This is a genomic window from Streptomyces sp. SX-6, from assembly GCF_059089585.1.
Genome location: NZ_JBTHHU010000016.1, coordinates 94314 through 118277, shown reverse-complemented (window position 1 = coordinate 118277; position 23964 = coordinate 94314). Strand labels below are relative to the sequence as shown.

21 protein-coding genes and 2 pseudogenes are annotated in these 23964 nt (G+C 68.6%); 10 read left to right on the top strand and 13 right to left on the bottom strand.

Annotation, left to right across the window (positions count from 1 at the left end; all coding sequences use genetic code 11):
- The first annotated feature begins 47 nt into the window (after nt 1-47).
- Both ACV530_RS20780 and ACV530_RS20775 read left to right on the top strand, forming a co-directional pair.
- A complete protein-coding gene (locus ACV530_RS20780; RefSeq protein WP_494334061.1) occupies nt 48-1007 on the top strand; it encodes an FAD-dependent oxidoreductase in 960 nt (319 codons plus the stop codon).
- A 141-nt stretch (nt 1008-1148) separates the two neighbouring features.
- Nucleotides 1149-1904, top strand: a complete 756-nt coding sequence (locus ACV530_RS20775; RefSeq protein ID WP_494334091.1) for an ArsR/SmtB family transcription factor — start codon at nt 1149-1151, stop codon at nt 1902-1904.
- A 213-nt stretch (nt 1905-2117) separates the two neighbouring features.
- Here the strand turns inward: ACV530_RS20775 and ACV530_RS20770 are convergent, their stop codons facing one another.
- Nucleotides 2118-2903 (bottom strand): VOC family protein, encoded by a 786-nt coding sequence (locus ACV530_RS20770; RefSeq protein WP_494334060.1) that lies wholly within the window; start codon nt 2901-2903, stop codon nt 2118-2120.
- 145 nt (nt 2904-3048) lie between these two features.
- Between ACV530_RS20770 and ACV530_RS20765 the strand changes: the two genes are divergently transcribed.
- From ACV530_RS20765 to ACV530_RS20755, 3 genes are all read left to right on the top strand, one after another.
- On the top strand, nt 3049-3198 hold the full coding sequence (locus ACV530_RS20765) for a hypothetical protein (RefSeq protein WP_494334059.1): 150 nt from the start codon (nt 3049-3051) through the stop codon (nt 3196-3198).
- A gap of 464 nt (nt 3199-3662) precedes the next feature.
- Entirely contained in the window at nt 3663-4871 is a 1209-nt protein-coding gene (locus ACV530_RS20760) for a helix-turn-helix domain-containing protein (protein WP_494334058.1), read from the top strand.
- Nucleotides 4872-5328: 457 nt separating this feature from the next.
- Nucleotides 5329-5742: a DUF7848 domain-containing protein gene (locus ACV530_RS20755; protein ID WP_494334057.1), complete on the top strand. Its 414-nt coding sequence runs from the start codon at nt 5329-5331 to the stop codon at nt 5740-5742.
- A gap of 78 nt (nt 5743-5820) precedes the next feature.
- On the opposite strand, the pseudogene ACV530_RS20750 reads toward ACV530_RS20755, so the two are convergent.
- The 6 genes and pseudogenes from ACV530_RS20750 to ACV530_RS20725 all read right to left on the bottom strand — a co-directional run.
- Nucleotides 5821-6000 (bottom strand): annotated as a pseudogene (locus ACV530_RS20750) (WbqC family protein); the annotation flags it as partial.
- A 16-nt stretch (nt 6001-6016) separates the two neighbouring features.
- A complete protein-coding gene (locus ACV530_RS20745) occupies nt 6017-6688 on the bottom strand; it encodes a YdcF family protein (protein ID WP_494334056.1) in 672 nt (223 codons plus the stop codon).
- A 16-nt stretch (nt 6689-6704) separates the two neighbouring features.
- Nucleotides 6705-6902, bottom strand: a complete 198-nt coding sequence (locus tag ACV530_RS20740; protein WP_494334055.1) for a hypothetical protein — start codon at nt 6900-6902, stop codon at nt 6705-6707.
- 101 nt (nt 6903-7003) lie between these two features.
- The gene (locus ACV530_RS20735; RefSeq protein ID WP_494334054.1) at nt 7004-7417 is read right to left on the bottom strand and encodes an arsenate reductase ArsC; all 414 of its coding nucleotides are present in this window, start codon (nt 7415-7417) and stop codon (nt 7004-7006) included.
- Complete coding sequence (arsB, locus tag ACV530_RS20730) at nt 7410-8498, bottom strand: ACR3 family arsenite efflux transporter (protein WP_494334053.1); 1089 nt, start codon at nt 8496-8498, stop codon at nt 7410-7412. Before arsB ends, ACV530_RS20735 begins: the two co-directional genes overlap by 8 nt.
- Nucleotides 8495-8902, bottom strand: coding sequence for an ArsR/SmtB family transcription factor (locus ACV530_RS20725; RefSeq protein ID WP_494334052.1), 408 nt, complete (start codon nt 8900-8902; stop codon nt 8495-8497). Before ACV530_RS20725 ends, arsB begins: the two co-directional genes overlap by 4 nt.
- Before the next feature lie 83 nt (nt 8903-8985).
- On the opposite strand from ACV530_RS20725, the gene arsM reads away from it, so the two are divergent.
- Nucleotides 8986-9759 (top strand): arsenite methyltransferase, encoded by a 774-nt coding sequence (arsM, locus tag ACV530_RS20720; RefSeq protein ID WP_494334051.1) that lies wholly within the window; start codon nt 8986-8988, stop codon nt 9757-9759.
- Between the two features lie 26 nt (nt 9760-9785).
- Here arsM and ACV530_RS20715 read toward each other — a convergent pair whose 3' ends face one another.
- The 5 genes and pseudogenes from ACV530_RS20715 to ACV530_RS20695 form a co-directional block, all read right to left on the bottom strand.
- Nucleotides 9786-10955: a serine hydrolase domain-containing protein gene (locus tag ACV530_RS20715; RefSeq protein WP_494334050.1), complete on the bottom strand. Its 1170-nt coding sequence runs from the start codon at nt 10953-10955 to the stop codon at nt 9786-9788.
- Nucleotides 10952-12190, bottom strand: a complete 1239-nt coding sequence (locus ACV530_RS20710) for a serine hydrolase domain-containing protein (RefSeq protein ID WP_494334049.1) — start codon at nt 12188-12190, stop codon at nt 10952-10954. The genes ACV530_RS20715 and ACV530_RS20710 overlap by 4 nt, the downstream gene beginning before the upstream one ends.
- A gap of 60 nt (nt 12191-12250) precedes the next feature.
- The gene (locus tag ACV530_RS20705) at nt 12251-12940 is read right to left on the bottom strand and encodes an SDR family NAD(P)-dependent oxidoreductase (RefSeq protein ID WP_494334048.1); all 690 of its coding nucleotides are present in this window, start codon (nt 12938-12940) and stop codon (nt 12251-12253) included.
- Between the two features lie 93 nt (nt 12941-13033).
- The gene (locus ACV530_RS20700) at nt 13034-14992 is read right to left on the bottom strand and encodes a Xaa-Pro dipeptidyl-peptidase (RefSeq protein ID WP_494334047.1); all 1959 of its coding nucleotides are present in this window, start codon (nt 14990-14992) and stop codon (nt 13034-13036) included.
- Nucleotides 14993-15102: 110 nt separating this feature from the next.
- Nucleotides 15103-17001 (bottom strand): annotated as a pseudogene (locus tag ACV530_RS20695) (Xaa-Pro dipeptidyl-peptidase); the annotation flags it as partial.
- A 212-nt stretch (nt 17002-17213) separates the two neighbouring features.
- On the opposite strand from ACV530_RS20695, the gene ACV530_RS20690 reads away from it, so the two are divergent.
- Together ACV530_RS20690 and ACV530_RS20685 are read left to right on the top strand one after the other, a co-directional pair.
- The gene (locus ACV530_RS20690) at nt 17214-18752 is read left to right on the top strand and encodes a M1 family metallopeptidase (protein ID WP_494334046.1); all 1539 of its coding nucleotides are present in this window, start codon (nt 17214-17216) and stop codon (nt 18750-18752) included.
- Between the two features lie 80 nt (nt 18753-18832).
- Nucleotides 18833-20302, top strand: coding sequence for a peptide MFS transporter (locus ACV530_RS20685; protein WP_494334045.1), 1470 nt, complete (start codon nt 18833-18835; stop codon nt 20300-20302).
- A gap of 746 nt (nt 20303-21048) precedes the next feature.
- On the opposite strand, the gene ACV530_RS20680 is transcribed toward ACV530_RS20685, so the two are convergent.
- Nucleotides 21049-22059 (bottom strand): methyltransferase, encoded by a 1011-nt coding sequence (locus tag ACV530_RS20680; protein WP_494334044.1) that lies wholly within the window; start codon nt 22057-22059, stop codon nt 21049-21051.
- A gap of 234 nt (nt 22060-22293) precedes the next feature.
- Here ACV530_RS20680 and ACV530_RS20675 point away from each other — a divergent pair, with 234 nt between their 5' ends.
- Nucleotides 22294-23031: an SDR family NAD(P)-dependent oxidoreductase gene (locus tag ACV530_RS20675; RefSeq protein ID WP_494334043.1), complete on the top strand. Its 738-nt coding sequence runs from the start codon at nt 22294-22296 to the stop codon at nt 23029-23031.
- Between the two features lie 49 nt (nt 23032-23080).
- Nucleotides 23081-23938, top strand: coding sequence for an LLM class flavin-dependent oxidoreductase (locus ACV530_RS20670; protein ID WP_494334042.1), 858 nt, complete (start codon nt 23081-23083; stop codon nt 23936-23938).
- Nucleotides 23939-23964 lie beyond the last annotated feature (26 nt).

Here is a 23964-nt window from a genome sequence, read left to right as displayed (position 1 = left end):
TGGGACTTTGCGCCCAACAGCCGTGATCAGCAGGTACGTTCACTCTCATGGTGAACGACATAGTGGTCGTAGGTTCCGGTGTCATCGGTCTGACCAGCGCGGTCGCCCTCGCCGAACGCGGATACCGGGTCGAGGTGCTGACGCGCGAGCCCGCCGCGGTGACCACGTCGGCGGTGGCCGGAGGGCTGTGGTGGCCCTACCGGATCGCCCCCGAGCGGGAGGTCACCGGCTGGGCGCTGGATACCCTCGCGGTCATGACCGAGCTGGCCCGCGACCCTGCGGAGACGGGCATACGGCTGGTCGACGGCATCAACGCGGGCCAGGCGGCGGCGGAGTTGGGGCCATGGGCGGCCCGGGTGCCGGGCTTACGCGACGCGGCACCCGGCGAACTACCGGACGGCTACGACCGCGCGGTACGCGCCCGCATACCGCTGGTCGACATGCCCGCCCATCTCGCATACCTACGGCGCCGCTTGACGGCAGCAGACGGCACGATCACCACCCACGAGCTCACCTCACTCACCGAGGGCCTCCCCTCGTCCTCGACCATCGTCAACTGCACCGGCCTGGGAGCGCGCGCACTGCTGCCCGACGAGGACGTCCACCCCGTGCGGGGCCAGCTCGTCGTGGTCGAGAACCCGGGCATGGACGAGTGGTTCGCGGACGCCACCGACGACCACGCCGAGGACCTCACCTACCTCTTCCCCCACCCCTACGGCCTGGTCCTCGGCGGTACTGCCCAGACCCAGGAGTGGGACCGCGCCCCCTCCCCCGCCACGGCCCGGGCCATCATCGACCGCTGCGCCCGCGCACACCCCGCCGTGGCCCGCGCCCGGATCCTGGCCCACCGCGTGGGCCTCCGCCCGGCCCGCCACGGCGGCGTCCGCCTGACGGCCGAACACCTGCCGGACGGCCGCCGGTTGATCCACAACTACGGCCACGGCGGCGCGGGCGTCACCGTCTCCTGGGGCTGCGCGCAGGCGGTGGCGGAGCTGCTGCCCCGCTAGACGATCAGGCTGCGGGGCAGTTATGGAGGCAGTGTTTCCCCAGGTCGGCGCCCCCTTCCCCGGCGATACGGGGCCGGTCCGGGCGCCCCTCGGGTTGACATGCAAGTAAATGCTTGCATGATGGATGGTGTGAGCGATGAGATGGACAAGGTCTTCAAGGCTCTGTCCGATGCGACCCGCCGGCGCCTACTGGACCGGCTGCACGAGAACAACGGCCAGACCCTCAGCGAGCTGTGCGAAGGCCTGGCGATGTCCCGCCAGGCGGCCACCCAGCACCTGAGCCTCCTGGAGGCCGCGAACCTCGTCAGCACGACCAGAAGAGGCCGGGAGAAACTCCACTACCTCAACCCCGTACCGCTCCACGAGATCCAGGAGCGGTGGATCGACAAGTTCGAACGCCCGCACCTGCGGGCTCTGAGCGCACTGAAACAGAAAGCCGAGCACGCCATGTCAGCCAAGCCGCAGTTCGTCTACACCACCTACATCGAGGCCACCCCCGACAAGGTCTGGGAGGCCCTGACCGACCCCGGGATGACCGCCGCCTACTGGGGCCACAGCAACGTCTCGGACTGGCAGCCGGGTTCCGCCTGGGAGCACCGCCGCACCGACGGTTCCGGCATCGCCGACGTGGTGGGCACCATCGTCGAAGCCGCCCCGCCCAGGCACCTCGTCATCACCTGGGCCGTCCCCGACGAAGACCGCCCGAACGGCCCCTCCACGGTCACCTTCGACCTCAAGCCGCTCGGCGACACCGTCGTCCAGCTCACTGTCACCCACGAGAACCTGCGCGACGAGGCCGAGCACCGCCAGGCCGCCGGCGGCTGGTCGGCCGTGCTGTCCAACCTCAAGACCTATGTCGAGACGGGCAAGCCGCTGTCCTCGGCGCCGTGGTCCTGATCCGTTCCAGGAACGGGCAATCGGCCATGCGCCGGGAGAAGCGAACAGGGCGTCCAAGACCGTTGCGTGACGAAACGAGAGCTTGGATGCCCCGCTGACGACGCTGTGCGTGAAGATCGATGACACCGAAGGACTGCTCAAGTCTGCACGGCAGCTGATCGAGTCGGTCAACGACACACTCAAGGACCAACTGAACACATAGGACTTGATCGTCTAGGACACGGCCGGCTTGAGCAAGGCCACGGTGGCGCCGAAGGGGTCCTGGAACATGGCCAGGCGGCCGATCCCCTCGGCATCCATCGGCGGGAAGAGCACGGTAGCTCCACGGCCCATCGCCACGGCGAACGTCGCATCACAATCGGCGACGGCGAAGTAGGGGTGCCACTCCGACGTCGAGCCCGCGTCCAGGTTCATCTGCTGCAGCTGCATGATGCCGCCGTGCCCCTGCTCCTGGCCACCGCCCGCGTGCGAGATGACGGTGTAAGCGATGCCGTCGCCCGTCGGCATGTCCTGCATCTCCCAGGAGAAGACCGTGCCGTAGAACCCCTTCGCCCGGGCGGCGTCGGTGGTGTACAGCTCGGTCCAGGCCAGGGCGTTCTCCTCCATGACCACCTCCAGACCGGGTACGTCCCGAGGCTGCCAGACGCCGAAGCCCGCGCCAGTGGGGTCGGTGAAGTGGGCCAGACGCCCGGCCGTGAGGACGTCCATGGGGGCGACCGTGACCCTGCCGCCCGCCTGCTCCACCGCCTTGGCGACGGCGTCGGCATCCGGGGTGTGGAAGTACACCGACCAGGTGGACTCGAAACCCTCGGAGCACCGGCCGACGCCGGCGACCGTCTTCCCATCCCGGACGAAGAAGCCATAGCCCCCGGCATCCGGCCCGGCCGACCGGAACTCCCAGCCGAACAGCGCGCCGTAGAAGGCGACGGCCGCGTCGGTGTCGGGTGCTGCGAGATCGACCCAGTTGGGGGCGCCCGGGACGGGCGATGTCGTGAGCATGCGAGGTCCTGCCTTCGACTGGTGCGCTGGCGCAGCCGCCCGCCCGCCGGCCGAGCACGGACGGACTGCCTCGCCTGGACACGTCCAGCGTTGCACGGGGGTCTGACAACCGCCCCTGATCGCCGCCGAGTGGCAAAATGTCGCAATGTTCGATTTCGGTATCGCGGGCTACCAGCCGGCGTGGCTGCACGGCCGCAGCGAAGTTGTCCGCGAGCACGGACATCGCCTGCGCGGCCTTGTCGGCCGCACTCTGACGAGGATCTGGATGGTCTGGGACCTTCAGGCCGACGAGTAGTTCTGCGACTGCCCGGTCCTGTTCGACTTCGACGGCGAGCAAATCGAGGTCAACTACCAGAAGCTCGACGACCTCTCCCTCACCTGGAACACGATCGACCCCACCCGCCCTGTCCGGTGGCCCGGCTCCGACTTCGACCTGCGGTGGCGTCCCGAGCCCCTTCCCCGGATCCAGACCCTGCCGGGTCTGCCCCTCAAGGGCGTCGAGCTGCTCGAGTGGACGTGCGAGGGTCCGGCTCAGGGAAACATCGACGTCAGCTTCGTCTTCGAGACGAGCCGGGTGACCGTCTTCAACGCCCTCGACAAGAACGGGCTGACGTCCACTCCTCCCGGCCGGGACCAGCGATCCCATTCGCTCCACTGAATGCGACAGTCAACGGCCCCGCACAATAGGGCCGTTGACTGGCCCTTCTGACGTCGGCCAGGAGTACCGTTCCGAGTGTCTGGGTCAGAACGGAGTTCAGCATGACGCATAACGTGGACGACCATATCGGCGCTCGGATCGCGGATTACCGTAAACTACGTCAACTTACGCAATCCGGCCTAGCGCAACGCGCCTACGTGGCCCGAGGGACGATCGCCAAGGTTGAAGCCGGGCTGACTCCCGCAACTCCCGCCGTTGTGGCTGCCGTTGCCCGGGTGCTGGAAGTTGATGTCACTGTCCTCAACGGGCAGCCTTACATCTCGGAAATGCAACAGGACAAGCTTGACCGCCTGATCGCGCCTCTGTCCGAGGCTCTGGATATGTACGACCTGGGCCCAGACCTGGACATCACTCCACGGCCAGTGAGTGAAATCGCCTCCGAAGTTGAACAACTCTGCGCGAGCGCTTGCGCCACAGAATACAAGGGCGTCGGAGCAAAACTCCCCGGCCTGTTGAGCGAGTTGAACACGGCTGTGAGCCTGGCTCCCGAGAGTTCTACAGATCAGCGTGAAGCTACGGCGCACCTAAGCTGGTGCTACTGGGTAGCTTACGAGTTCGCCTATCGTCTGGGATATCACCAGCTAGCGGCGATCGCTCTTGAACGTATGGGATGGATGGCGGAACAAGCTCAGGATCCGCTCCTTATGGCCATAAGACTCGGTAAGCGTAGCAGCATGCTGCTACGTCGGGGCAATAACCAGATGGCACTCAAAGTGCTGGACCGGGGGCACCGCTTGGTGTCGCAATACGGCGAATCATGCTCCACTCCCGCCTTGGCCGTAACGGGCACCCTGCATCTGGCAGGAGCCATCGCCGCTGCCCAGGCAAAGAACTCGGACGCCGTAGACGGAAATCTTGAGCTGGCACGTAAGGCTGCCAAGCAAATCGGTCGCGACGTTCCCCGCGTCTACTGGGCTTCGTTCGGCCTGACAAACGTTACTCACTACGATGTTGCAACCGCCGTGGAGCTTGGAAAGCTTGGGGCGGCCATGAAGTCCGCAAAGACACTACGCTTTCCTCCGGGTCACCCCAAAATGCGCATCGGTCGGTATCACATCGAGATGGCGCGAGCGTACTCGCAAATGGGTAAAGCCGAAGCGGCAGAAAAATCACTGCACCAAGCGAGAGAAATCGCCCCTCAACAAGCCCGGTACCACCCCCTCATGCGGGAGACGATCGCTGTGCTCGTCCGCCGCCAGCGCCGAGCACCACAGGGACTCGCGTCGCTCGCCGCGTGGGTGGGCATGTAGAAGACCATGGTTACGGCTCCAGTGTTCCCGAATCGGGAACACTGGAGCCTTCCAGCGTCGGCAGGCTGGGGAGGACAAGTCGAACCTGGCCCAGCACAGACCCCGGCGACCGTGCTAGCGGTCCCGGGGCGTGGCCAACGCTGAGAAGGAGCGCCGACATGGTCCACCGTATCCGCCGCTGGCTCCGCCAAGCCAGCAAGCAGCACCAGCCCGCCAACACCCCCGCACCGGCCCCACACACCCCACTCACCGCCCCCATCCCGGCCCCCAAACCCCGATGCGGCTGTCACCAACTCACCGTTCCCACGCGCGGCAATGCAGGCAGGCCCATGCTCTGGGTCACCGCCCACGGCATCGACATCCGCACCCGCCAGGCCCGTAGTGGGACGGCAGGCCGATGACTACCCCACTCCCACGCCGCAGCACCCAACAAGCCCACGAAACAGGCTCGTTCGTCATGGACACCTTCCGTGACGAGATCGGCCAAGTCATGGGCCGCGAAGGACCCTGCTACCAGCTACGCCCGCCACGAGGTGGCAAGGAGTGGGAAGCCCGGCCCAACCACATCCGGCCCGCAACGGACGCCGAAAAGCTCAGGGCCAAAGTCCAGATCGCCAACACCGGTGACAGGTCGGGCAAGGGGATGGCCCTGATGCGTATCGCCGACTGGACGATCAGCCCCGAGACCGCGCCGGAAGCCCCGAAGATCATCCACGAACTGCAATGCACCACCTGCCACGCCACATCCGAAGCCAGTGAGGACTTCGAGGTGGTACGCAACTGGGCTTTCAACCACGTAGGCCGCAGCCCCTCCCACACCGGCTACCGCGAGATCATTCACCGGTTCTGGAGAGCAACGCCCATGAGGTGACGGGCACCACCACGCCCCGGAAGAAACGGCGAAAGGGCGGGAGCGGGGCCTGGGCAACGCTCAACAGGCAAGTGCACGAGTGGGGATGGACAGCCATCGGAGGTCGGCCGGGTTGTCCAGGACAGCGAGGCGGGTTCGGTGCTGGTAGTCGCGGCGGGCGAACTGGACGTCGTCCAGGACGATCCAGCAGTCCGCCGCGAACAGCTTGGCCAGCGTCGAGAGCCGGGGGAAGAAGTTGGGCTGGTGGATCGCACACAGCCCGTCCGGCGGCGCTTCAAAGGTTGAGCAGGCGGCTGTCGAAGCCGTCCTCGAGGAGAGATTCGTACGCGGCATGCACGTCCTCCGGGACGTCCTGCTCGATGGCGAAGCCGAGCTTCGGATACTCGATCACCCGCTGCAGATCACCAACGAGCTGATCGACGACGAGCTTCTCGTCACCGATCGTCTTCAAGTAGTCGTCGAACTTCAGTGACGCCGAGGCACAGACCACCTCCACCTCGGGCCAGACCTTGCGGGCAGTGGCGAACGCGCGTCGCTCCATATAAGGCATGGAAACCAGCAGCACGGTCTTCACCGCGATCCCGGCGGCGGCCAGGACATCGCGGGAGAAGGTGATGTTCTGGCCGGTGTTCCTGGCCTTGGGCTCCAGCAGAACCGCTTCATCCGGGACGCCTAGGGCGAGCGCGTGCTCGCGAAAGTGCACGGCCTCACCCCGAGGGAAGCGTCCTGGGCGGGTGGGGTTGGGTCCGCCAGAGAAGACGAGGGTGGGGAAGAGACCGGCTCGGTACAACTCGGCACAGAACGCGGGGACGCCCAGGTCGTGGCTGCCCAAGCCGATCGCAGCGTCCGCGGGCCGCAGTTGATGGCCCATCTGGTGGTAGTCCCAGATCAGCTTGGCCCGCTGGCGCTGGTCGTCGGTGACGCCCCGCTGGGTGTCCGTTGTCACTGGCGTCTCTCCCTGGTCACCGCCGCCCGGGGCTGTCCGTCCCTGCGGTCTTCCGGATGCCCTCGATGCTGGCCAGTTGGTGGCTCATGCCGTATTGGGCCACCAGCTTCGCGGCCTGATCGAGGGCCGAAAGGCCATCATCCCGGGTGGCAGGGGAGGTCACCGAGCCGTATGGCGCGACCCGAACACCATCGCCGATGAACGTCTGCGACACCGCGTCGCGTCAGCCCTTCGCTGAACGCCAGCAGCGCCCTGAGCCCCGGTCGACGTGACCGGGGCTCATTCGCCATCCCGTCCCGGATCAGTCCTACGCGCTCACGCAGGCAGCAGTTCAGCCAGCAGGTCACGGACACGGGCTTCGATCGTGTCGCGGATCGGGCGGACGGCCTCCAGGCCCTGCCCTGCGGGGTCGTCGAGCTTCCAGTCCACGTACTGCTTGCCGGGGAAGACGGGGCAGGCGTCACCGCAGCCCATGGTGATCACGACGTCGGAGGCCTGTACCGCCTCCTTCGTCAGGATCTTCGGGGTCTGGGCGGAGACGTCGATGCCGGACTCGGCCATGGCCTCGACGACAGCCGGGTTCACGGTCTCGGCGGGGGCGGAGCCGGCCGAGCGGACCTCGACGCGGTCGGCGCCGAGGTGGGTGAGGAAGGCGGCAGCCATTTGCGAGCGTCCGGCGTTATGGACGCATACGAACAGCACCGACGGCTTCGAAGGGGTGTCAGGCACGGGCAGATCCTTCCGCTGGGGCGGCCACGGTTGCGGGTGAACGGGGGAAGTGACGGCGAGCCGCGAGGGCGACATGGACCAGGGCGATCAGCACTGGGACCTCGATGAGGGGGCCGACGACCCCGGCCAGGGCCTGCCCGGAAGAAGCACCGAACGTTGCGATGGCGACCGCGATGGCCAGCTCGAAGTTGTTGCCCGCGGCGGTGAACGCCAGCGTCGTCGCGCGCGGATAGTCCAGGCCGACGACCCGGCCCAGGGCCATCGAGCCGGCCCACATCACGGCGAAGTACACCAGTAGGGGCAGCGCGATCCGGGCCACGTCCAGGGGCTTGGAGATGATCGCGTCGCCCTGGAGGGCGAACAGCACGACGATGGTGAACAGCAGGCCCCACAGGGCGAACGGGCCGATGCGGGGGATCAGTTCGTTCTCGTACCAGGTCCGGCCGCGGGCCTTCTCGCCCAGACGGCGCGTCAGGAACCCTGCGGCGAGCGGGATGCCGAGGAAGATCAGCACGCTGCGGGCGATCTCCCACACCGACACGTTCAACCCGGTGGTCTCCAGGCCGAGCCAGCCGGGCAGGACGGAGAGGTAGAACCAGCCCAGGGCGGAGAACGCGATCACCTGGAACACCGAGTTCAACGCGACGAGGACGGCGGCGGCCTCGCGGTCGCCGCAGGCCAGATCGTTCCAGATGATCACCATGGCGATGCAGCGGGCCAGACCCACGACGATCAGCCCGGTCCGGTATTCCGGCAGGTCCGGAAGGAACAGCCAGGCGAGAGCGAACATCACCGCCGGGCCCAGGACCCAGTTCAGGACCAGGGAGGGCACGAGCAGGCGTCGGTCGCGGGTGACCGTGTCCAGGCGGTCGTAGCGGACCTTGGCCAGGACCGGATACATCATCACCAGCAGCCCCAGCGCGATCGGCAGCGAGACCCCGGTGACGGTCACCTTCGCCAGCGCGTCGCCCAGGCCCGGGACGAGACGCCCCAGGCCCAGGCCGATGCCCATAGCGAGAACGATCCATACGGCCAGGAAACGGTCCAGGAAGGACAGCCGCCCCGCCACCGCCCCGCTCACAAGACAGCCCCGGCGGGTTCGGCCGCCTCGTCGGGGGCCTCGTTTCCGGGACGGGTGAGCACAGCGGCGAGCTTGTCCGTCATGGCGGGCAGGAGCCGGTAGTACACCCATGTCCCGCGTCGCTCGGAGGCGATCAGGCCAGCCTGCTTCAGCAGCTTGAGGTGGTGGGAGATCGTCGGCTGGGACAGATCGAACGCGGGCGTGAGGTCGCAGACGCAGATCTCCCCGCCCCGGCGGGAGGCGATCATCGACAGCAGCCGCAGCCGCACCGGGTCGCCCAGGGCCTTGAAGACCTTCGCCAGCTCGACGGCCTGGTCCTCATCCAGCGGGGCGGCCAGCAGCGTCGGGCAGCATCCGCCCGTGCTGTCGTCCTGGCCGAGCACCACAAGCTCTTGTTTCGACATTCTTTTATGTTGACGTTCTTCGATTCAGGGCGCAACCTTGTATTCAAGAACGTCGATACAGTCGGCCGACGAAGGGCACGATCATGAGCGAGCAGCCTGCCGACCTGCGGGAGACCGTCCGCCGCCGCTATGCCGCGGCCGCCGTCCAGGTCACCGAATGCGGCGCCCCCTGCTGCGGACCACAGGCCATCGAGATCGACGACGACAACTTCGGCTCCGCCCTCTATGGCGCCACCGACCGCGACGAACTGCCCGCCGAAGCCATCGCCGCCTCCCTCGGCTGCGGCAACCCCGCAGCCGTCGCCGACCTCCACGAAGGCGAAAGGGTTCTCGACCTCGGCTCCGGCGGCGGCATCGACGTCCTCCTTTCCGCCCGCAGGGTGGGCCCCACCGGCAAGGCGTACGGACTGGACATGACCGAGGAAATGCTCGCCCTGGCATTGGCCAACGCGAAGAAGGCCGGCGCCACGAACGTCGAGTTCCTCAAGGGCCCCATCGAAGCCATCCCCCTCCCGGCGAACTCGATCGACGTCGTGATCTCCAACTGCGTGATCAACCTGTCCACCGACAAGGCGGCCGTCTTCGCCGATACCCATCGCGTCCTCAAGCCCGGTGGCCGCATCGGGATCTACGACGTTGTCGCCGACGACGCCCTCACTCCCGAGCAGCGGGCCGAGCGCGGCGACTACGTCGGCTGCATCGCCGGCGCCCTGTCCTTCACCGAATACCGCCAGGGCCTCGAAGCCGCCGGGTTCACCGATGTCGAGATCACTCCGACTCATCAGGTTGCCGACGGCATGCACTCCGCCATCGTTCGCGCCACCAAGACCGAGCCCGGTTGCGGCTGCCAAAGCTGAGCGCCAAAGCGCCCAGCCCCCTCAGCTCAAGGCCGCGCGCACAGCCCGGAGGACAGGGCGTCGAAGAAGTGGGTCGCGGTCGTGAGGCGGGGGCCCATGGTGGAGTTGACCTCGATGACCGTGGCCCGCTCGACCTTGCCTCGGCTGTCGAGGGTGATGCCGGAGATGGTCTGGAAGCCCTGGGTGGTACCGGCGTTGCCCCACGCGTAGCCGCCGCACGGCAGTGTGAAGCGCCCCAGTCCCAGCCCGTAGGCGAGTTCCGGGGATCCGGGAGTGGGCGGTGTGGCGATCACCTTCTTCATCTCGGCGAGCAGGTCGGGCCGGAGCAGCCGGCCGCCGAGCAGTGCGGTGTAGAACCGGGTGAGGTCTCCCGGGGTGGAGATGCCGTCGCCGTTGGCGTCACCGCGTGAGGGGTCGAGGTGGGTGACGTCCGCCTCCGTCATCTTGGTGCCCGTGGCCGGGAGTTGGAGGTAGCCGTGGGCGTGTGAACCGCGGAGACCGTATTCGTACTCGTTCGGGAAGTAGCTGTCGCGCATCTCGGCGCGGTCGAAGACCCGTGTGGTGACCTCGTTGCGCCACGGATGGCCGGTGACCTTTTCGATCACCAAGCCCAGCAGGATGTAGCCGGTGTTGGAGTACTTCCACTTCGCACCGGGCGGGAAGTCGGGTCCCTTGGCGAAGGCGCGACGGAGCAGATCGTCCCGGGTGTAATGCGCGAACGGCGCGAACTCCCAGTGATCCGGTATGCCTTCGGAGTATTCGTGCAGGCCGCTGGTGTGCTGCAGGAGCTGCCGGATGGTGATCCTGTTCGCGTCGCCGGCGCTCGGTGGCACCACGCCCGGAAGGCAGGTCGCCACCGGTGTGTCCAGCGAGAGCCGCCCCTCGCCCGTCAGTTGAAGAATCACGGTCGCGACCATCGACTTGATGTTGCTGGCCATCCGGAGGTGGCCGTCGCGCGGCATCGGGCTCTGGGTCTCCGTGTCGCCGACCCCGCTGGTGAACGTCGATGTCCCCCTGGACCGGTCGGTCACTCTGGCCACGGCGCCGGGCAGGCCGTCGTCATGGGTCAGCTTGTCCAACGCCCGTACGACGTCACTTGCCCCGGTCGATGCCGCGCTCGGCGCCGACCCTCCCGAGAACGCCACGGCCGTGCCGAGCATGACGGTGGCCAGCACCGTGTGGAAGAGCCGCTTCACGCCCGCTGCCCCTTCCTGCCGTGCTCATCGCCGTCGCACAGCGCATGTGCGACGGCGAGGTCACCGGCCTTGCCCGCGGGGTCACCCCTCAGCACCGTGGACAGCGAGAGCACGATGCCCCGCCGCCCGTCTTCGCTGAAGCCGTTACGGGTCGAGTAGCCGGGAATGCCGCCGTCGTGGGTCCAGTACCAGCCGCTGGCCTTTCCACCGCAGGTGAGCCGGAACCTCATGATCCCCAAGCCGTCGCGGGCACCCGGCCAGCGCTTGTGCAGCGGTACGGCATCCACGGTCCCCTTCATCAAGGACAGCTCGTCCGGACGCAGCAGCCGCCCGCCCAGCAGCGCCTGCCAGAAACGCATCAGGTCACTGGTTGTGGTGACCAGATCGCCCGCCCCGCCGGTCAGGCTGGGGTTGAGGACCGTGGTGTCGACCAGCGGGCCACCTTTGGTGAACTGGGTGTAGCCCTCGGCATGGGGAGTCGGCAGATACGGCCGGGTGCCGGGCGAAAATGTGTGACGCAGCCCCAGCGGGCGGAGAATCCGGTCCCGGATCTCTCCTGCCCATGACCGGCCTGTGGCCTTCTCGATGATCATCCCGGCGAGGGCGTAGTTCGTGTTCGAGTATCGCCAGCGTTGTTCACCGGGCTTCGGCACCCAGCCGGGCCGGTGCCGCATCGCCATCGCCACCAGTTGCCCGGGCCGGTAGGTGTCGAACCGGTGCTTGGCGTACTCCTCGGCGGAGGTCAGAACAGCGAGGTCGTCGGCGTAGTCGTACAGACCGCTCGTGTGCTGCAGGAGGTTGCGCAAGGTGATCTCCCGGCCGTCGTTGCCGTTCCCGGCGACCACCCCCGGCAGCCACTTCGCCACGGAGTCGTCCAGCGAAAGCCTGCCCTCGCCGACCAGTTGCAGCACGACCACCGCGGTGAACGTCTTGGCGTTGCTCCCCATCCGGAAGTATCCGCCGTAAGGCACGGGCCGACCGGTGCTCACATCGGCGACCCCGCTTCGCCCGGTCAAGCGCCGCGGCCCGTCCCGTACCTCGCCCAGCACCCCGGTGACGCCCCGGTCATGTAACTCGTCCAGGTCGTGCTGCAGCACGACCTGGTCATAGTCGCGGGACGGGCGGGCGGCGGCCGCGGGCGGTAACGCCCCGATGGAGATGACGGCCGCCACACCGGCCACCAGGGCGACTTTCCTTCGACAGCGTCTGGCCAGAACCAACACTTCGATCATCATCGAGCCCCTTCCTTCCGGAAAGACCGATGCTCCAACACCCGTTGCACTGTGTACAGTTGCCTACCAGGGCAGAGGGCCCGCCGCGCCGAAGTAGCCGCCGGTCGGGCCGTCCGGCCCCAGCTGGGCCATCCGAACGATGATCTCGGCGCCCTGTTCGACGGTCTGCGTGCCCTCGTGCCGGTTCAGGTCCGTCGCGGTGTAGCCGGGCTCCACGGCGTTGATCCGCATCTGCGGGAACGCCTTGGCGAACTGCACAGTAAGCATGTTGACCGCGGTCTTGGACGCCGGGTAGGCGACCCCCGGGTACCCCTTGCCTGCCTGGGCCAGCGAGGCCGTGCCGCTGCTGATGTTGACCACGACCGGGGCGGCGGAGCGTTCCAGCAGCGGCAGGAAGGCATGGGTCACCCGGACCAGGCCGAAGACGTTGGTTTCGAACACCTCCCGCATCACATCGGCGGTCAGCTCTGCGGCGCCGATGATGTCACCTCCCGGTGAACGCACCTCGATTCCGGCGTTGTTGACCAAGACGTCCAGGCCGCCGTCGGCCTCAATGACAGCCACCGCAGCGGCGACCGACGCGTCATCGGTGACATCGAGCTGCACGAACCGGGCGCCGAGCCCGGCCGCGGCTGCCGTGCCCCGCTCCGTGCTGCGCGCCCCTAAATAGACGGTGTGACCCGCGGCGATCAGGCGGCGGGCGGTCTCATGGCCGAGGCCCTTGTTGGCCCCGGTGATCAAGATTGTCGTCATGGGGCACAGCTTCTCCCCGCGGTGACGCGATCGGCCAGTGATTTAGGGCGGGACCGGGACACAATGCACAACTCCCCGCCCCCGCCCCCCACATCACGGCACCCGCGTCACCGACGGTGTGCCCAGGCCCCGCAACGCGCGGCCCGTACCCGGAACCGGCGGTGCGCTGCCCTGCGTGGCCCGTACGAAGGCCGCGTGACCCCCGACGAGCGGCAACGCCGCCGCCGTGCGCCGCAGGTCGAGCGTCAGCTTCGGTGTCGTCGCGGCCGGCTGGATCAGGCCCGCGTCCGTGCCGGCGACGATCAGGGCCAACCGGTGCCCCGCGGGGACGACATGGTCCGTGGCCGCCAGGTCGAGGGTGATGGTGTACGGCCGACCCGGGATCACCTCGCGCGCGTCACCGGCGTAGTGGCCGAGATCGGCCCAGCCTCGGCTGAAGACCGTGTAGTCGACGTTCTCCTTGTCCGCGGCGGTCCGCCGGAAGCAGCCGGTGTCACCGGAGTTTCCGCTCCCCCAGCAGTTGCTGTCCGGCAGTGTGGTGATGCCTTCGGCGTCCGCGGCGTAGTTACGGATGACGGCCGGGCCGAGGTCGACGAGGACTGCCGACAGGTGAGCCGACGCAGTCGACGATGACGCCCGGAGCGTGACCTTCGAGGAGCCCGACAGGCGCAGGTCATGACTCAGAGGCCGGGTGACGAACCCGGCCTTGTCCGGCGTCGGTTGGTCGATGCGCGCCAACCAGTCACTCTCCGAGTGCTTGGGGTCGTCGCTGAAGTCGGCCGTCGTACCGCGCGGTGCGGGCTTGAGGCCGAGCGTGCCGACGCCCGCGACCGGGCCGGCGGACGGGTGCAGCGTGGTCGTCCGGGTCGCGCGCGGCGGCCAGACGTGGTCGGTCGACCACTGGTCGGGCGAGCGCTCGATGTCGGCCATCGGCTCGCGCTCGATGCCGTTGTCGTAGCCGAGCAGGTAGTGGTCGAACCAGCGGTGCAGCGTGGGCACCCACGCCTCGCGGCGGAAGTCGAACGGGTCGACGTGCCCGGTCTGCGACAGCCAGATCTTGCGCTGCACGCCGTGCGCGGCGAGCGCGTCCCACCACTGGCCGAGGTGCTTGGTACGGACGTTGAGGTCCTGCATGCCGTGGACGGCGAAGACGCTGGCGCGTACCTTGCCCGCGTCGGCGACGTAGTCGCGCCCGCTCCACAGCCGGGTCCAGTCGCCGTTGCGCGGCGCGCCCTTGACGAGGGCGCTCTGGACGTCCTGGCAGCGGCCGCGGGCCTCGGGGCTCTCGACGTAGTTGGACAGCCAGTCGGGTCCGCCGTCCTGGAGGGCGGCGCCCTTGGCGAAGTAGTAGTCGTACCAGGAGCTGATGGCGCTGATCGGCACGATGGTCTTCAGGCCCCGGACACCGGTGGCGGCGACCCCGTTGGCGATCGTGCCATCCCAGCTTTTGCCGATCATCCCGACGGCGCCGGTGGTCCAGCGTGCCGGGACGGCGGTGTGGCCGGTGCGGGAACTGTACGCACGCGCCCGGCCGTTGAGCCAGTCGACGACCGCCTTGGCCGACTGGACGTCGGAGCGTCCGCCGACGTCGACGCAGCCGTCGGAGCGGTTGGTTCCGGCGAGGTCGACGAGCACCACGGCGTAGCCGCGGGGCACGAAGTAGTTGTCGTAGAAGAGGGGGAACTGGACGGGCCTGCCCTGGGCGTCGTAGGTCTTTTTCTGGCTCTCGTTGCCGCGCCCGCAGCAGGAGTAGTAGGGGCTGGCGTCCATGATGACCGGTACCCGGCGGCCCTGTTCGGCGGCTTCGCGCGGCCTGATGATGTCGACGGCGACGCGGTCGGTGCGGCCGGCGGCCGTGCGGGCGTCCACCCACACCGACTCGCGTATGGCCTTGTCGTAGGAGTAGACCGGTCTGCTCTCACCGCCCCGGCTCCTGACGGGCGTCGCATGGGCCGCACCCGGTGGTGCGGCGAACACGGACAGCAGCGCTGCCACGGCCGTCAGGGCGACGGCGATCCAGGAGAAGCGGGTGTTCCGCAATGGTTTCAGCACGGCCGGAGAGTACGCGCGTCAACTCCCGCACAGAAAGGGTTAGGGGCGGCCTCCGGTGAGACTCCGGGGAGACAAGAGGAGACGGAGACCGCCCCCGGCCGTCACTTCAGTGCACGCGTGAGGGCCTGGTAGCCGCCGACGAACGGCACGTTCGCCGAGGTTCCGGCCAGGTCGACCGTCAGCTTCGGCGTCGTGGACGCGGGCTCGACGAGCGGGCTGTCCGTACCGGCCACGATCAGGCCCAGCCGGTGACCGGCCGGAATCACATGGTCGGCCGTACCGAGGTCGAGCGTGATGGTGTACGGCTGCCCCGGGGTCACCTCGCGCGGGTCGTGGTCGCCGGCGTAGTGGCCGAGGTCGGCCCAACCGCGGCTGAAGATGGTGTAGTCCACCTTGGCCGTGTTGGCGACCGCCTTCTTGAAGCAGCCGGTGTCACCGGCGTTGCCGCTGCCCCAGCAGTCCTTCTCGTCGAGCATGGTGACGCCGCCGCCGGACGAGTAGTTGCGGATGGTGGCCGGGCCGAGGTCGACGAGTACGGCCGACAGGGTCGCCGAGTTGGTGGAGGGGGTGACCCGCACCGTCACCGAGCCGTGGCCGGACACCCGCAGGTCCTTGGTGAGCGGCTGGGTGGTGAAGGAGACCTTGTTCGGTGTCGGCTGGTCGTTCCGCGCAGCCCAGTCCTTCTCCCCCAGCTTGGGGTCGTCGGTGAACTCGGCGGTGGCACCGGACGATGCGGGCCCGACGCCCAGCTTGCCGACCCCCGCGACGGAGCCGGGCGCGGGTCGCAGCGTGGCCGGCCTGGTGCTGTTGGGCGGCCAGACGGCGTCGGTGGTCCACTGGTCGGGAGCGCGCTCGATGTCGGCCATCGGCTCCTGGTCGATGCCGTTGTCGTAGTCCATCAGGTAGTGGTCGAACCAGCGGTGCAGGGTCGACACCCACTCCGCGCGGCGGAACTCGAACGGGTCGGTGTGCCCGGCCGTCGACAGCCAGATCTTGCGCTCCACGCCGTTGGCGGCGAGCGCGTCCCACCACTTGTTCAGGTGATGGGTGCGCACGTTGAGGTCCTGGAGCCCGGCCACCTGGAAGACGCTGGCCTTGATCCTGCCCGCGTCCTTCACGAAGTCCCGCTCGGACCAGAAGTCGTTCCATCTGCCGTCGCTCGGCGCGCCCTCGACGAGCTTGCGGTGCACGTCCTGGCACTGGGCCACCCGCTCGGGCGTCTCGACGTAGCGGGCCTGTCCGTCGGGGCCCTCGGTGTTGTGACGGGCACCGTTGTAGAAGAAGTAGCCGTACCAGGAGCTGACGCCCGACATCGGGACGATGGTCTTCAGGCCGTCGACCCCGGTGGCGGCCACCCCGTTGGCGACGGCCGCGTCCCAGCTCTTGCCGAGCATGCCCACATTGCCGGTGCTCCAGTCGGCGCCGACCTCGGAGCCGCCGGTACGTGAATCGAAGGCACGCGCACGGCCGTTGAACCAGTCGACGGCCGCCTTCGCGGACTGGATCTCGGACCGCCCGCCGACGTCTTCGCAGCCGTCGGACCGGTTGGTCCCGGTGATGTCGACCAGCGCCACGGCGTAGCCGCGGGGCACGAAGTAGTTGTCGTAGAAGAGGGGGAACTGGACGGGCCTGCCCTGGGCGTCGTAGGTCTTCAGCTGCTTCTCGGGGCCCCGCCCCGCGTCGGCGAGCGCGTAGTAGGGGCTGGCGTCCATGATGACCGGCACCTTGAGCCCCTGTTCGGCGGCTTCCCGGGGCCGGATGATGTCCACCGCCACCCGGTCGGTGCGGTTCTCACCGGTCTTGGCCTCCACCCACACCGACTCGCGTATCGCGTTGTCGTAGGAGTAGACGGGGGTGCTCTCGGTGCTCTCGGCGAGCGGCCGTTTCGCGGTGGCGGACGCGGCTCCGGCCGTACCCGGTGGTGAGGTGAGGACGGCAAGCAGCGCTGCCATGGCCGTCATGACGAGTGTGATCAAACGGATGCGGGTGTTCCGCACTGGATTCAGCACCGCGGCAAGGTACGTCAGTCAACTCCTGAGAAAAAACTCGATATTGAGAGATGTTGAGAGCGCACCAATAGCGCACCAATAGCGCACCGATGACGGGGGCATGTCGATCACATGTCGGGATGCGCCATGGACATACCCCTGCCCCAGATGAGTACATAGGCTGCGGTCAGTCCAGCTAACGATCTTCTTCCCCCTACGAGTTGGAGTGTCTCGTGCGTCACAGACTCCTCGTCCCGAGCGCTGCCGCTGCCGCCGCCTTCCTGCTGGTGGCCGTTCCCGCCTCCGCGGCCGACGCCAAGCCGGGTGCGCCGAGCATCGGCGACTCCTACTACCCGGAGGCCGGCAACGGCGGTTATCACGTCTCCCACTACGACCTCCGGCTGAAGTACCAGCCGAAGACGGACCGGCTCGACGGCACGGCGACGCTCACCGCGACCACCACCCAGGACCTGTCCCGCTTCGACCTCGACTTCCTGCTGGACGTCAACGAGGTGCTGGTCAACGGGAAGAAGGCGGCGTTCGCCAAGACGGGCGTCCACAAGCTGGAGATCACCCCGGCCTCGGCCCTCCCCCAGGGCAAGCAGATCTCCGTGGTCGTCCGCTACAGCGGCACGCCCTCGGCGGTGAAGGTGAACGGCTTCTCCGCCTGGCAGCACACCCCGGACGGCGCGGTCGCGGCCCAGGAGCCGGAGTCGGCGGCCTGGTGGTTCCCGAGCAACGACCACCCGCGGGACAAGGCCACGTACGACATCTCGGTGTCGGTGCCCGACGACGTCCAGGCGATCAGCAACGGCGTGCTCGCCTCCAAGAGCTCCAAGCTGGGCTGGACGCGCTACAACTGGCGTTCCACCAAGCCGCAGGCGCCGTACCTGACCACGCTCGCCGTCGGCAAGTTCGACATCACCACCGACACCACCTCCAACGGCCTGCCCGTCGTCAACGCCTACAGCAAGGACCTGGGCGACAACCTCGACTCGGCGAAGGCCAGCGTCGAGCGCACCGCGGAGGTCATCGACTGGGAGAGCACGGTCTTCGGCCCGTACCCCTTCACCGCGGTCGGCGGCTATGTGCCCAACGTCCCCACGCACTTCGCGCTGGAGACCCAGACCCGGCCGTTCTACAGCCCCGCGCAGTTCGCCAACGGCGCGAACGTGTCGGTCGTCGTGCACGAGCTGGCGCACCAGTGGTTCGGCGACAGTGTCTCGGTGCACGACTGGCGTGACATCTGGATCAACGAGGGCTTCGCGTCCTACGCGCAGTGGCTGTGGTCCGAGAAGGAGAACGAGGGCACCGCGCAGCAGCTGGCCGACTACACCTACGCGCGCTACGCGGCCGACGACAAGTTCTGGACGGTCAAGCCGGGCGACCCGGGCGCGGACAAGCAGTTCGACTCCGCCGTCTACGAGCGCGGCCCGATCGCGCTGCAGGCGCTGCGCAACCGGGTGGGCGACCGGGTCTTCTTCGAGATCCTCAAGGGCTGGACGGAGAAGAACCGCTACGGCGACGCCTCGGTCGGGGACTTCGTGTCCTTCGCCGAGGAGACGTCGGGCAAGCCGCTGAAGAAGCTGTTCGACACCTGGCTGTTCACCACCTCGAAGCCGACCGCCGCCGAGGCCGCGGCGTACGGCATCGGTCTGCCGCCCAAGGCGGCGAAGGGCGCCAAGGGTGCCCGGGGTCTGGCCGCCGCCAAGCCGGCCGAGCCGAAGTCCTGGAAGCAGATCCACGCGGCTCTGGCCTCGCACCGCAACTGAGTCCAGCGCGATTCGAGCCCGGCTCCGGGTGTCTCCTCCATCGTGTGCGGGTCAGCCCCTCACACGATGGAGACCAACCCGTGCGCCGACGTCCCGCGTGGTTTCGGATCCTGTTCCTGAACGACCTTCTGGAACGGTTCGGCTTCTACGGGATGCAGGCGATCCTGGTGCTGTACGCGGCGGCCCCGCGCCACGAGGGAGGGCTCGGCCTGCCCGAGTCCGACGCCGCCGCGCTCTTCGGCGCCTGGATCGGCCTGTCCTTCATGCTCTGCCTGCCCGGTGGGCTGCTGGCGGACCGTCTCCTCGGTACGCGGCGAGCGCTGTTGCTGGGGTCCGGGCTGGTGGTGCTCGGCTATCTGGCGCTCGCCGTGCCCGCGCTGTGGCTCGTCCCGGTGGGGCTCGTCCTGCTCGCCGCGGGAACGGGCCTGTACAAGCCCAACTACCAGGCGCTGCTCAGCCAGATGTACGGTGCCGGGCGGCACCGGCTGGAGTCCGCGATCTCGCTGATCTACATCGGCACCCAGTTCAGTGCACTCGTCGCGCCACTGGCCACCGGCTTCCTCGGCGAGCGCGTGAACTGGCACCTCGGCTTCGCCCTGTCCGGCCTCGCCATGGCGCTCGGCACCGCCCAGGCCGCCTTCGGCACACGGCACTTCGAGGGCCGGGGCGAGCGGCCCGGCCGCCCGTTCGAAGCGGCTTCCGCACGCCGGGCCGCGCGGACCGGCGTGGTCGTCGCCGTGCCGGTCCTGCTGCTGGTGGGCGCGGTGGCGAGCGGCGGGCTGCGCCCCGGCGTCGCGATCCGGTTCGTGGGGGCGTGCAGCGTGCTGCTGCCGGTGGCCGGCTATCTGACGCTGTACCGCAACCGGCAGCTGACGGACGGCGACCGGCGCCGGCTGCGGTCGTCCCTCTGGCTCTTCCTCGGCTCCACGCTGTTCTGGCTGCTGATCTCGCAGACCGGCTCGGCGCTGACGCTGTTCGCCCGCGACTCCACGGACCGCCAAGTCCTCGGCCACACCGTTCCGGTGAGCTGGCTCCAGGCCATGACCCCGCTGTTCATCCTCGTCCTGGCACCCGTCTTCGCCTGGGCGCTGCCCCGGTTCGGCCGGGGCCCGGCCGGTGCACCGCTGAAGTTCTCGGCCGGGCTGCTGCTGGCGGGCTTCAGCTTCGTGCTGATGGCGGTGGCGGCGGCCCTGGCCTCCGGCGGGCACCGGGTCTCACCGCTCTGGCTGCTGGTGGTGTACGGACTGCACGCGTGCGGCGAACTGATCGTCGCGGCCGTGGGAGTCGCGGCCGTGACCGAGGTACTGCCCAAGGCGTTCGTCTCCCAGGCGCTGGGCCTGCTCTGGCTGTTCGCCGCGCTCGGCGGCGCGGGCAGCCAGCTGGTCCGGCTGATCGGGGTCGTCCCGGAGCCCGTCTACTACCTCGCGCTCGGCCTGGCCGCCCTGGCCTTCGGCACGGCCCTGGCGCTGCGCCGGGCCACGGTGGCCCGCGGCCTCACGGCCGACACGGCGGACAGGCCGGCCGCCACGGAACCCGCGCCGGCCCGTTGATCCGTCGATCCGTTGAGACGCAGCCGGTCAGGTCAGTTCGCGGACGACGCGGGTGAGGACCATCCAACCGCCGGTGCGGTACGGCCGCAGCCGGCGCCGGTGCTCGACGTGGGCCTCGCTGTGCTCGAACTCGCGGACCACCCGCCTCCGGGGCTCCTCGAGGCCCGTTGCCGACCATGCCTGAGCCCGAGAAACAAAGCCCGAAAGGACGGCAAGGGATGACGGCTCAGGCCGGCCCGGCCACGGAGTCCGCCCCGCGGGAGAAGCTGGGGCTGCGCCCCCGGGGCGCCGGGGACTTGCAGACCTGATCGCGGTCAAGCGCGGTGCGCCGGCCGACGACCTGCTGACCGTACTGATCCAGGCGCGCAAGGACGACGACGCGCTCTCCGAGGAGGAGTTGCTCGCCTTCGGACACACCCTGCCGGCGGCCGGCTATCACGCGAATACCGGGGAGATAACCAGCGCGCCGCCGACATCCCCCAACGCCACAACGGAGGTGACATGTCCCCGAGTTGTCCATTGCTCCCGGCGAACACCGCCCTGTCGGCGCTCGGTGACGGCTAGCGCGACGACGCCCAGACGCTACGCAAGGACATCGCCGATGTGCTGCAACCGCTCTGCCTTCGCCTCTCCGAGGCCAAAACACAGGTAGTCCACATGTCGGACGGGTTCGGCGAGCGGCACGGAGAAACGGACCGGTGGCAACACCGACACCGCGCTCCGTGCCGACTCAACAGGCCCCCCGCTCAGTCGCCACGCCGGCAGATGACCAGCGTGTCGTCATCACCGAGCGGTGCGTCCTCGCAGGAGGTGAAGCCGACAGCTCCGGCGTGCTCGTGGATCTCGCTCGCCGGATACTCCGAACCGCCCTCGCTGACCAGCAGCATGTCCAGGCTGATGACCAGGTTCTCCACATGGCGGGATTCGCCGTCGAGCATCCTGTCGTACACCAGCAGCGCGCCACCGGGGTTGACCGCCCGGCACGCCTTGTGCATCAGGAACCTGCGCTGTTCGCGGTCGAAGTCGTGCAGCACATGGCCGAGGATCACCACGTCGGCCGACGGCAGCGGATCGTGGAAGAAGTTGCCGCCGTGGAACTCCGTCCGGCCGGTGAGGCCGAGCCCGGCCATGTGCTCGGTGAAGTGCGGCTCCAGCTGCGGCAGATCGAAGACATGGCCGGTCAGCCCCGGGGACGCCGCGACGATCTGGCCGAGCATGTTGCCCCGGCAGCCGCCGACGTCCAGCACCGTCCGATACTCGGACCACTCGAACGCTGCGATGACCCGCGGGACGAGCATCTGAGTCAGCGCGTCCATCATCCGTGTGAACTGACCGAGCACCAACGGGTCGTTGACGACCCTTTCGAAACCTCCGGTCACCTGCGGCTGACCGGTACGCAGCGCTGCGGTGAGTCCGCCCCAGGCCGGGTAGAGGTTGTCGTTGGCGCGGAGGATGAACCCTCCGACGAACTCCGGCCGGTCCCGGACGAGGTAACGGTCCGTCCCGGAGGCGTTGCGGTACTGGTCGTCCTTCTTCTCCAACAGGCCGAGGGCGACCAGCAGGTGCAGGAAGTCCCGTAGGCCCCGGCCGTGCAGCTCCAGCCTCTGCCGGATCTCCTCCTCGGCCAGCGGCCCCGGGCACAGAAGGGTGAACAGGTCGAGTTCAACCGCAGTGTGCAAGGCCTTGGCATCGCAGAAGGAATTGCAGAGCCTGAGGATCCCTCCCGGAGTACTGACGTCCGGAGTGGTACTCGTCATGTGCTCGCCTCCCTGGGTCGGAACACCGGTGGCCCTGACACCGTGCCGGACCGCGTCCAACAGTTCCAGAGCGGGGTGGAGCGGGACTTGAGACCCATTGGAGGAGGCCGCACCGGCGGCATCAGGCGTCCCGGAGGTCCTCTCCACCCGGTTTCGAGCGGTGGTTAAGCGGCCTCTGCCAGCATCGGCACTCCATCACACGGAAGGTCGGCCGGCCGAGAGAGGTGGCATCCGGTGGATCAGGGACTGCGCGGCAAACGAGTGCTGGTGACCGGTGGTACCAAGGGGATCGGGCGGGTCACGGCGCTCGCGTTCGCCCGCGCCGGAGCACAGGTACTGGTCTGCCACCACAGCGGCGACGAGGCGGCGGAGACTCTCTCCCGCGAGCTGAAGGACCTCGGGGACCGGCACCGGGTGGTGCGGGCCGACGTGACCGGTCGGCGCGAGGTGGAGAGGCTGGCGGGCGTCGTGCACGAGGCGGCGGGCGGGCTCGACGTCCTGGTCAACAACGTCGGGGTGGACGGCGGTGTGTCGTTCGCCGAGATGACCGACCACGAGTGGCACCGGTTGATGGACCACAACGTCACAGCGGCCTACCTGGTCACGCAGTCCATGCTGAAGCTGCTGGCGGACGGCGCGTCCGTGGTCAATGTCGGCTCTTCGGTCGCCCTGCGCGGGCGGGTCAACGGCGTCCACTACACCGCGTCCAAAGCCGCCCTGGTCGGTTTCACCAGGGGGCTTTGCAAGGAACTCGGCCCGCGCGGAATCCGCGTGAACACGGTGGCTCCCGGGCTGACCGAGACCGAACCCGGCGCGGGACTGCCTCCGCAGGTCGTCGGACGCATCGTCGGTATGACCGCGCTGGGCCGTATCTGCCAACCCGAGGACGTCGCCGGTGCCGTGCTGTTCCTCGCCGGTGACACCTCGCGCTACATCAGCGGGGTCACGCTCAACGTCGACGGCGGTGTGTGATCCGGCATGGTCCGGACCGGGATGACGCGCTCCCGGACAGGAGGAACTGATGGATATCGGAGTGGGACTGCCGAACACCGTCCCCGGAACCGACGGCCGGCAGCTGGTCGCCTTCGCCGCCCGCGCCGACGCCCTGGGTTTCAGCACACTCGCCGTGCTCGACCGGCTGGTCTACGACAGCTACGACGCCATGGTGACGCTGGCCGCGGCCGCGGCGGTGACGACGCGCATCACGCTGGCTCCCACGATCCTGTTGGCCGGCTACTGGCCGAGCCCCGCGCTACTGGCCAAGCAGCTCGCCAGCGTCGACCGGATCGCCAGCGGCCGGTTGGTGGTCGGCGTGGCCGCCGGCGGCCGGGAGGACGACTTCCGGGCCACCGGTATCGACTACCGCGGGCGGGGCCGATGGTTGGACGGACTGCTCGAGGAGATGCAACAGGTGTGGTCAGGCGGTGGAAAGGTGCCCGGCATCGGCCCGGAGCCGGTCAACGGGACCATACCGCTGTGGGTCGGAGGCAACTCACCGGCCGCGCTGTCACGTGCCGCCCGGCACGGAATCGGCTGGATCTCCGGTGGCACCCCGGTGGCCCGCTACCCCGGGCAGGTACAGGAGGCGCGTACCGCGTGGACACGGGCCGGCCGTACGGACACCCCGCGGCTGGGCGCGCTGGCCTATGTCGCGCTCGGCGACGGCCCGAAGCGGCAGGGCGGACGCTACCTGCTCGACTACTACTCCTACTTGGGGAAGAAGGCACACACCCTCGCGTCCAGGGTGATCGTGGACGAAGCCCGGCTGCGGGAGACGATCGACGCCTACGCCGCGGCCGGCTGCGACGAGTTACTGCTCTTCCCCTGCACAGCCGACGTCGGCCGGCTCGACCGGCTGGCCGAGGCGTGCTTCCGCTGAAGCCACCGGCAGCCCGGCCCCGGCAC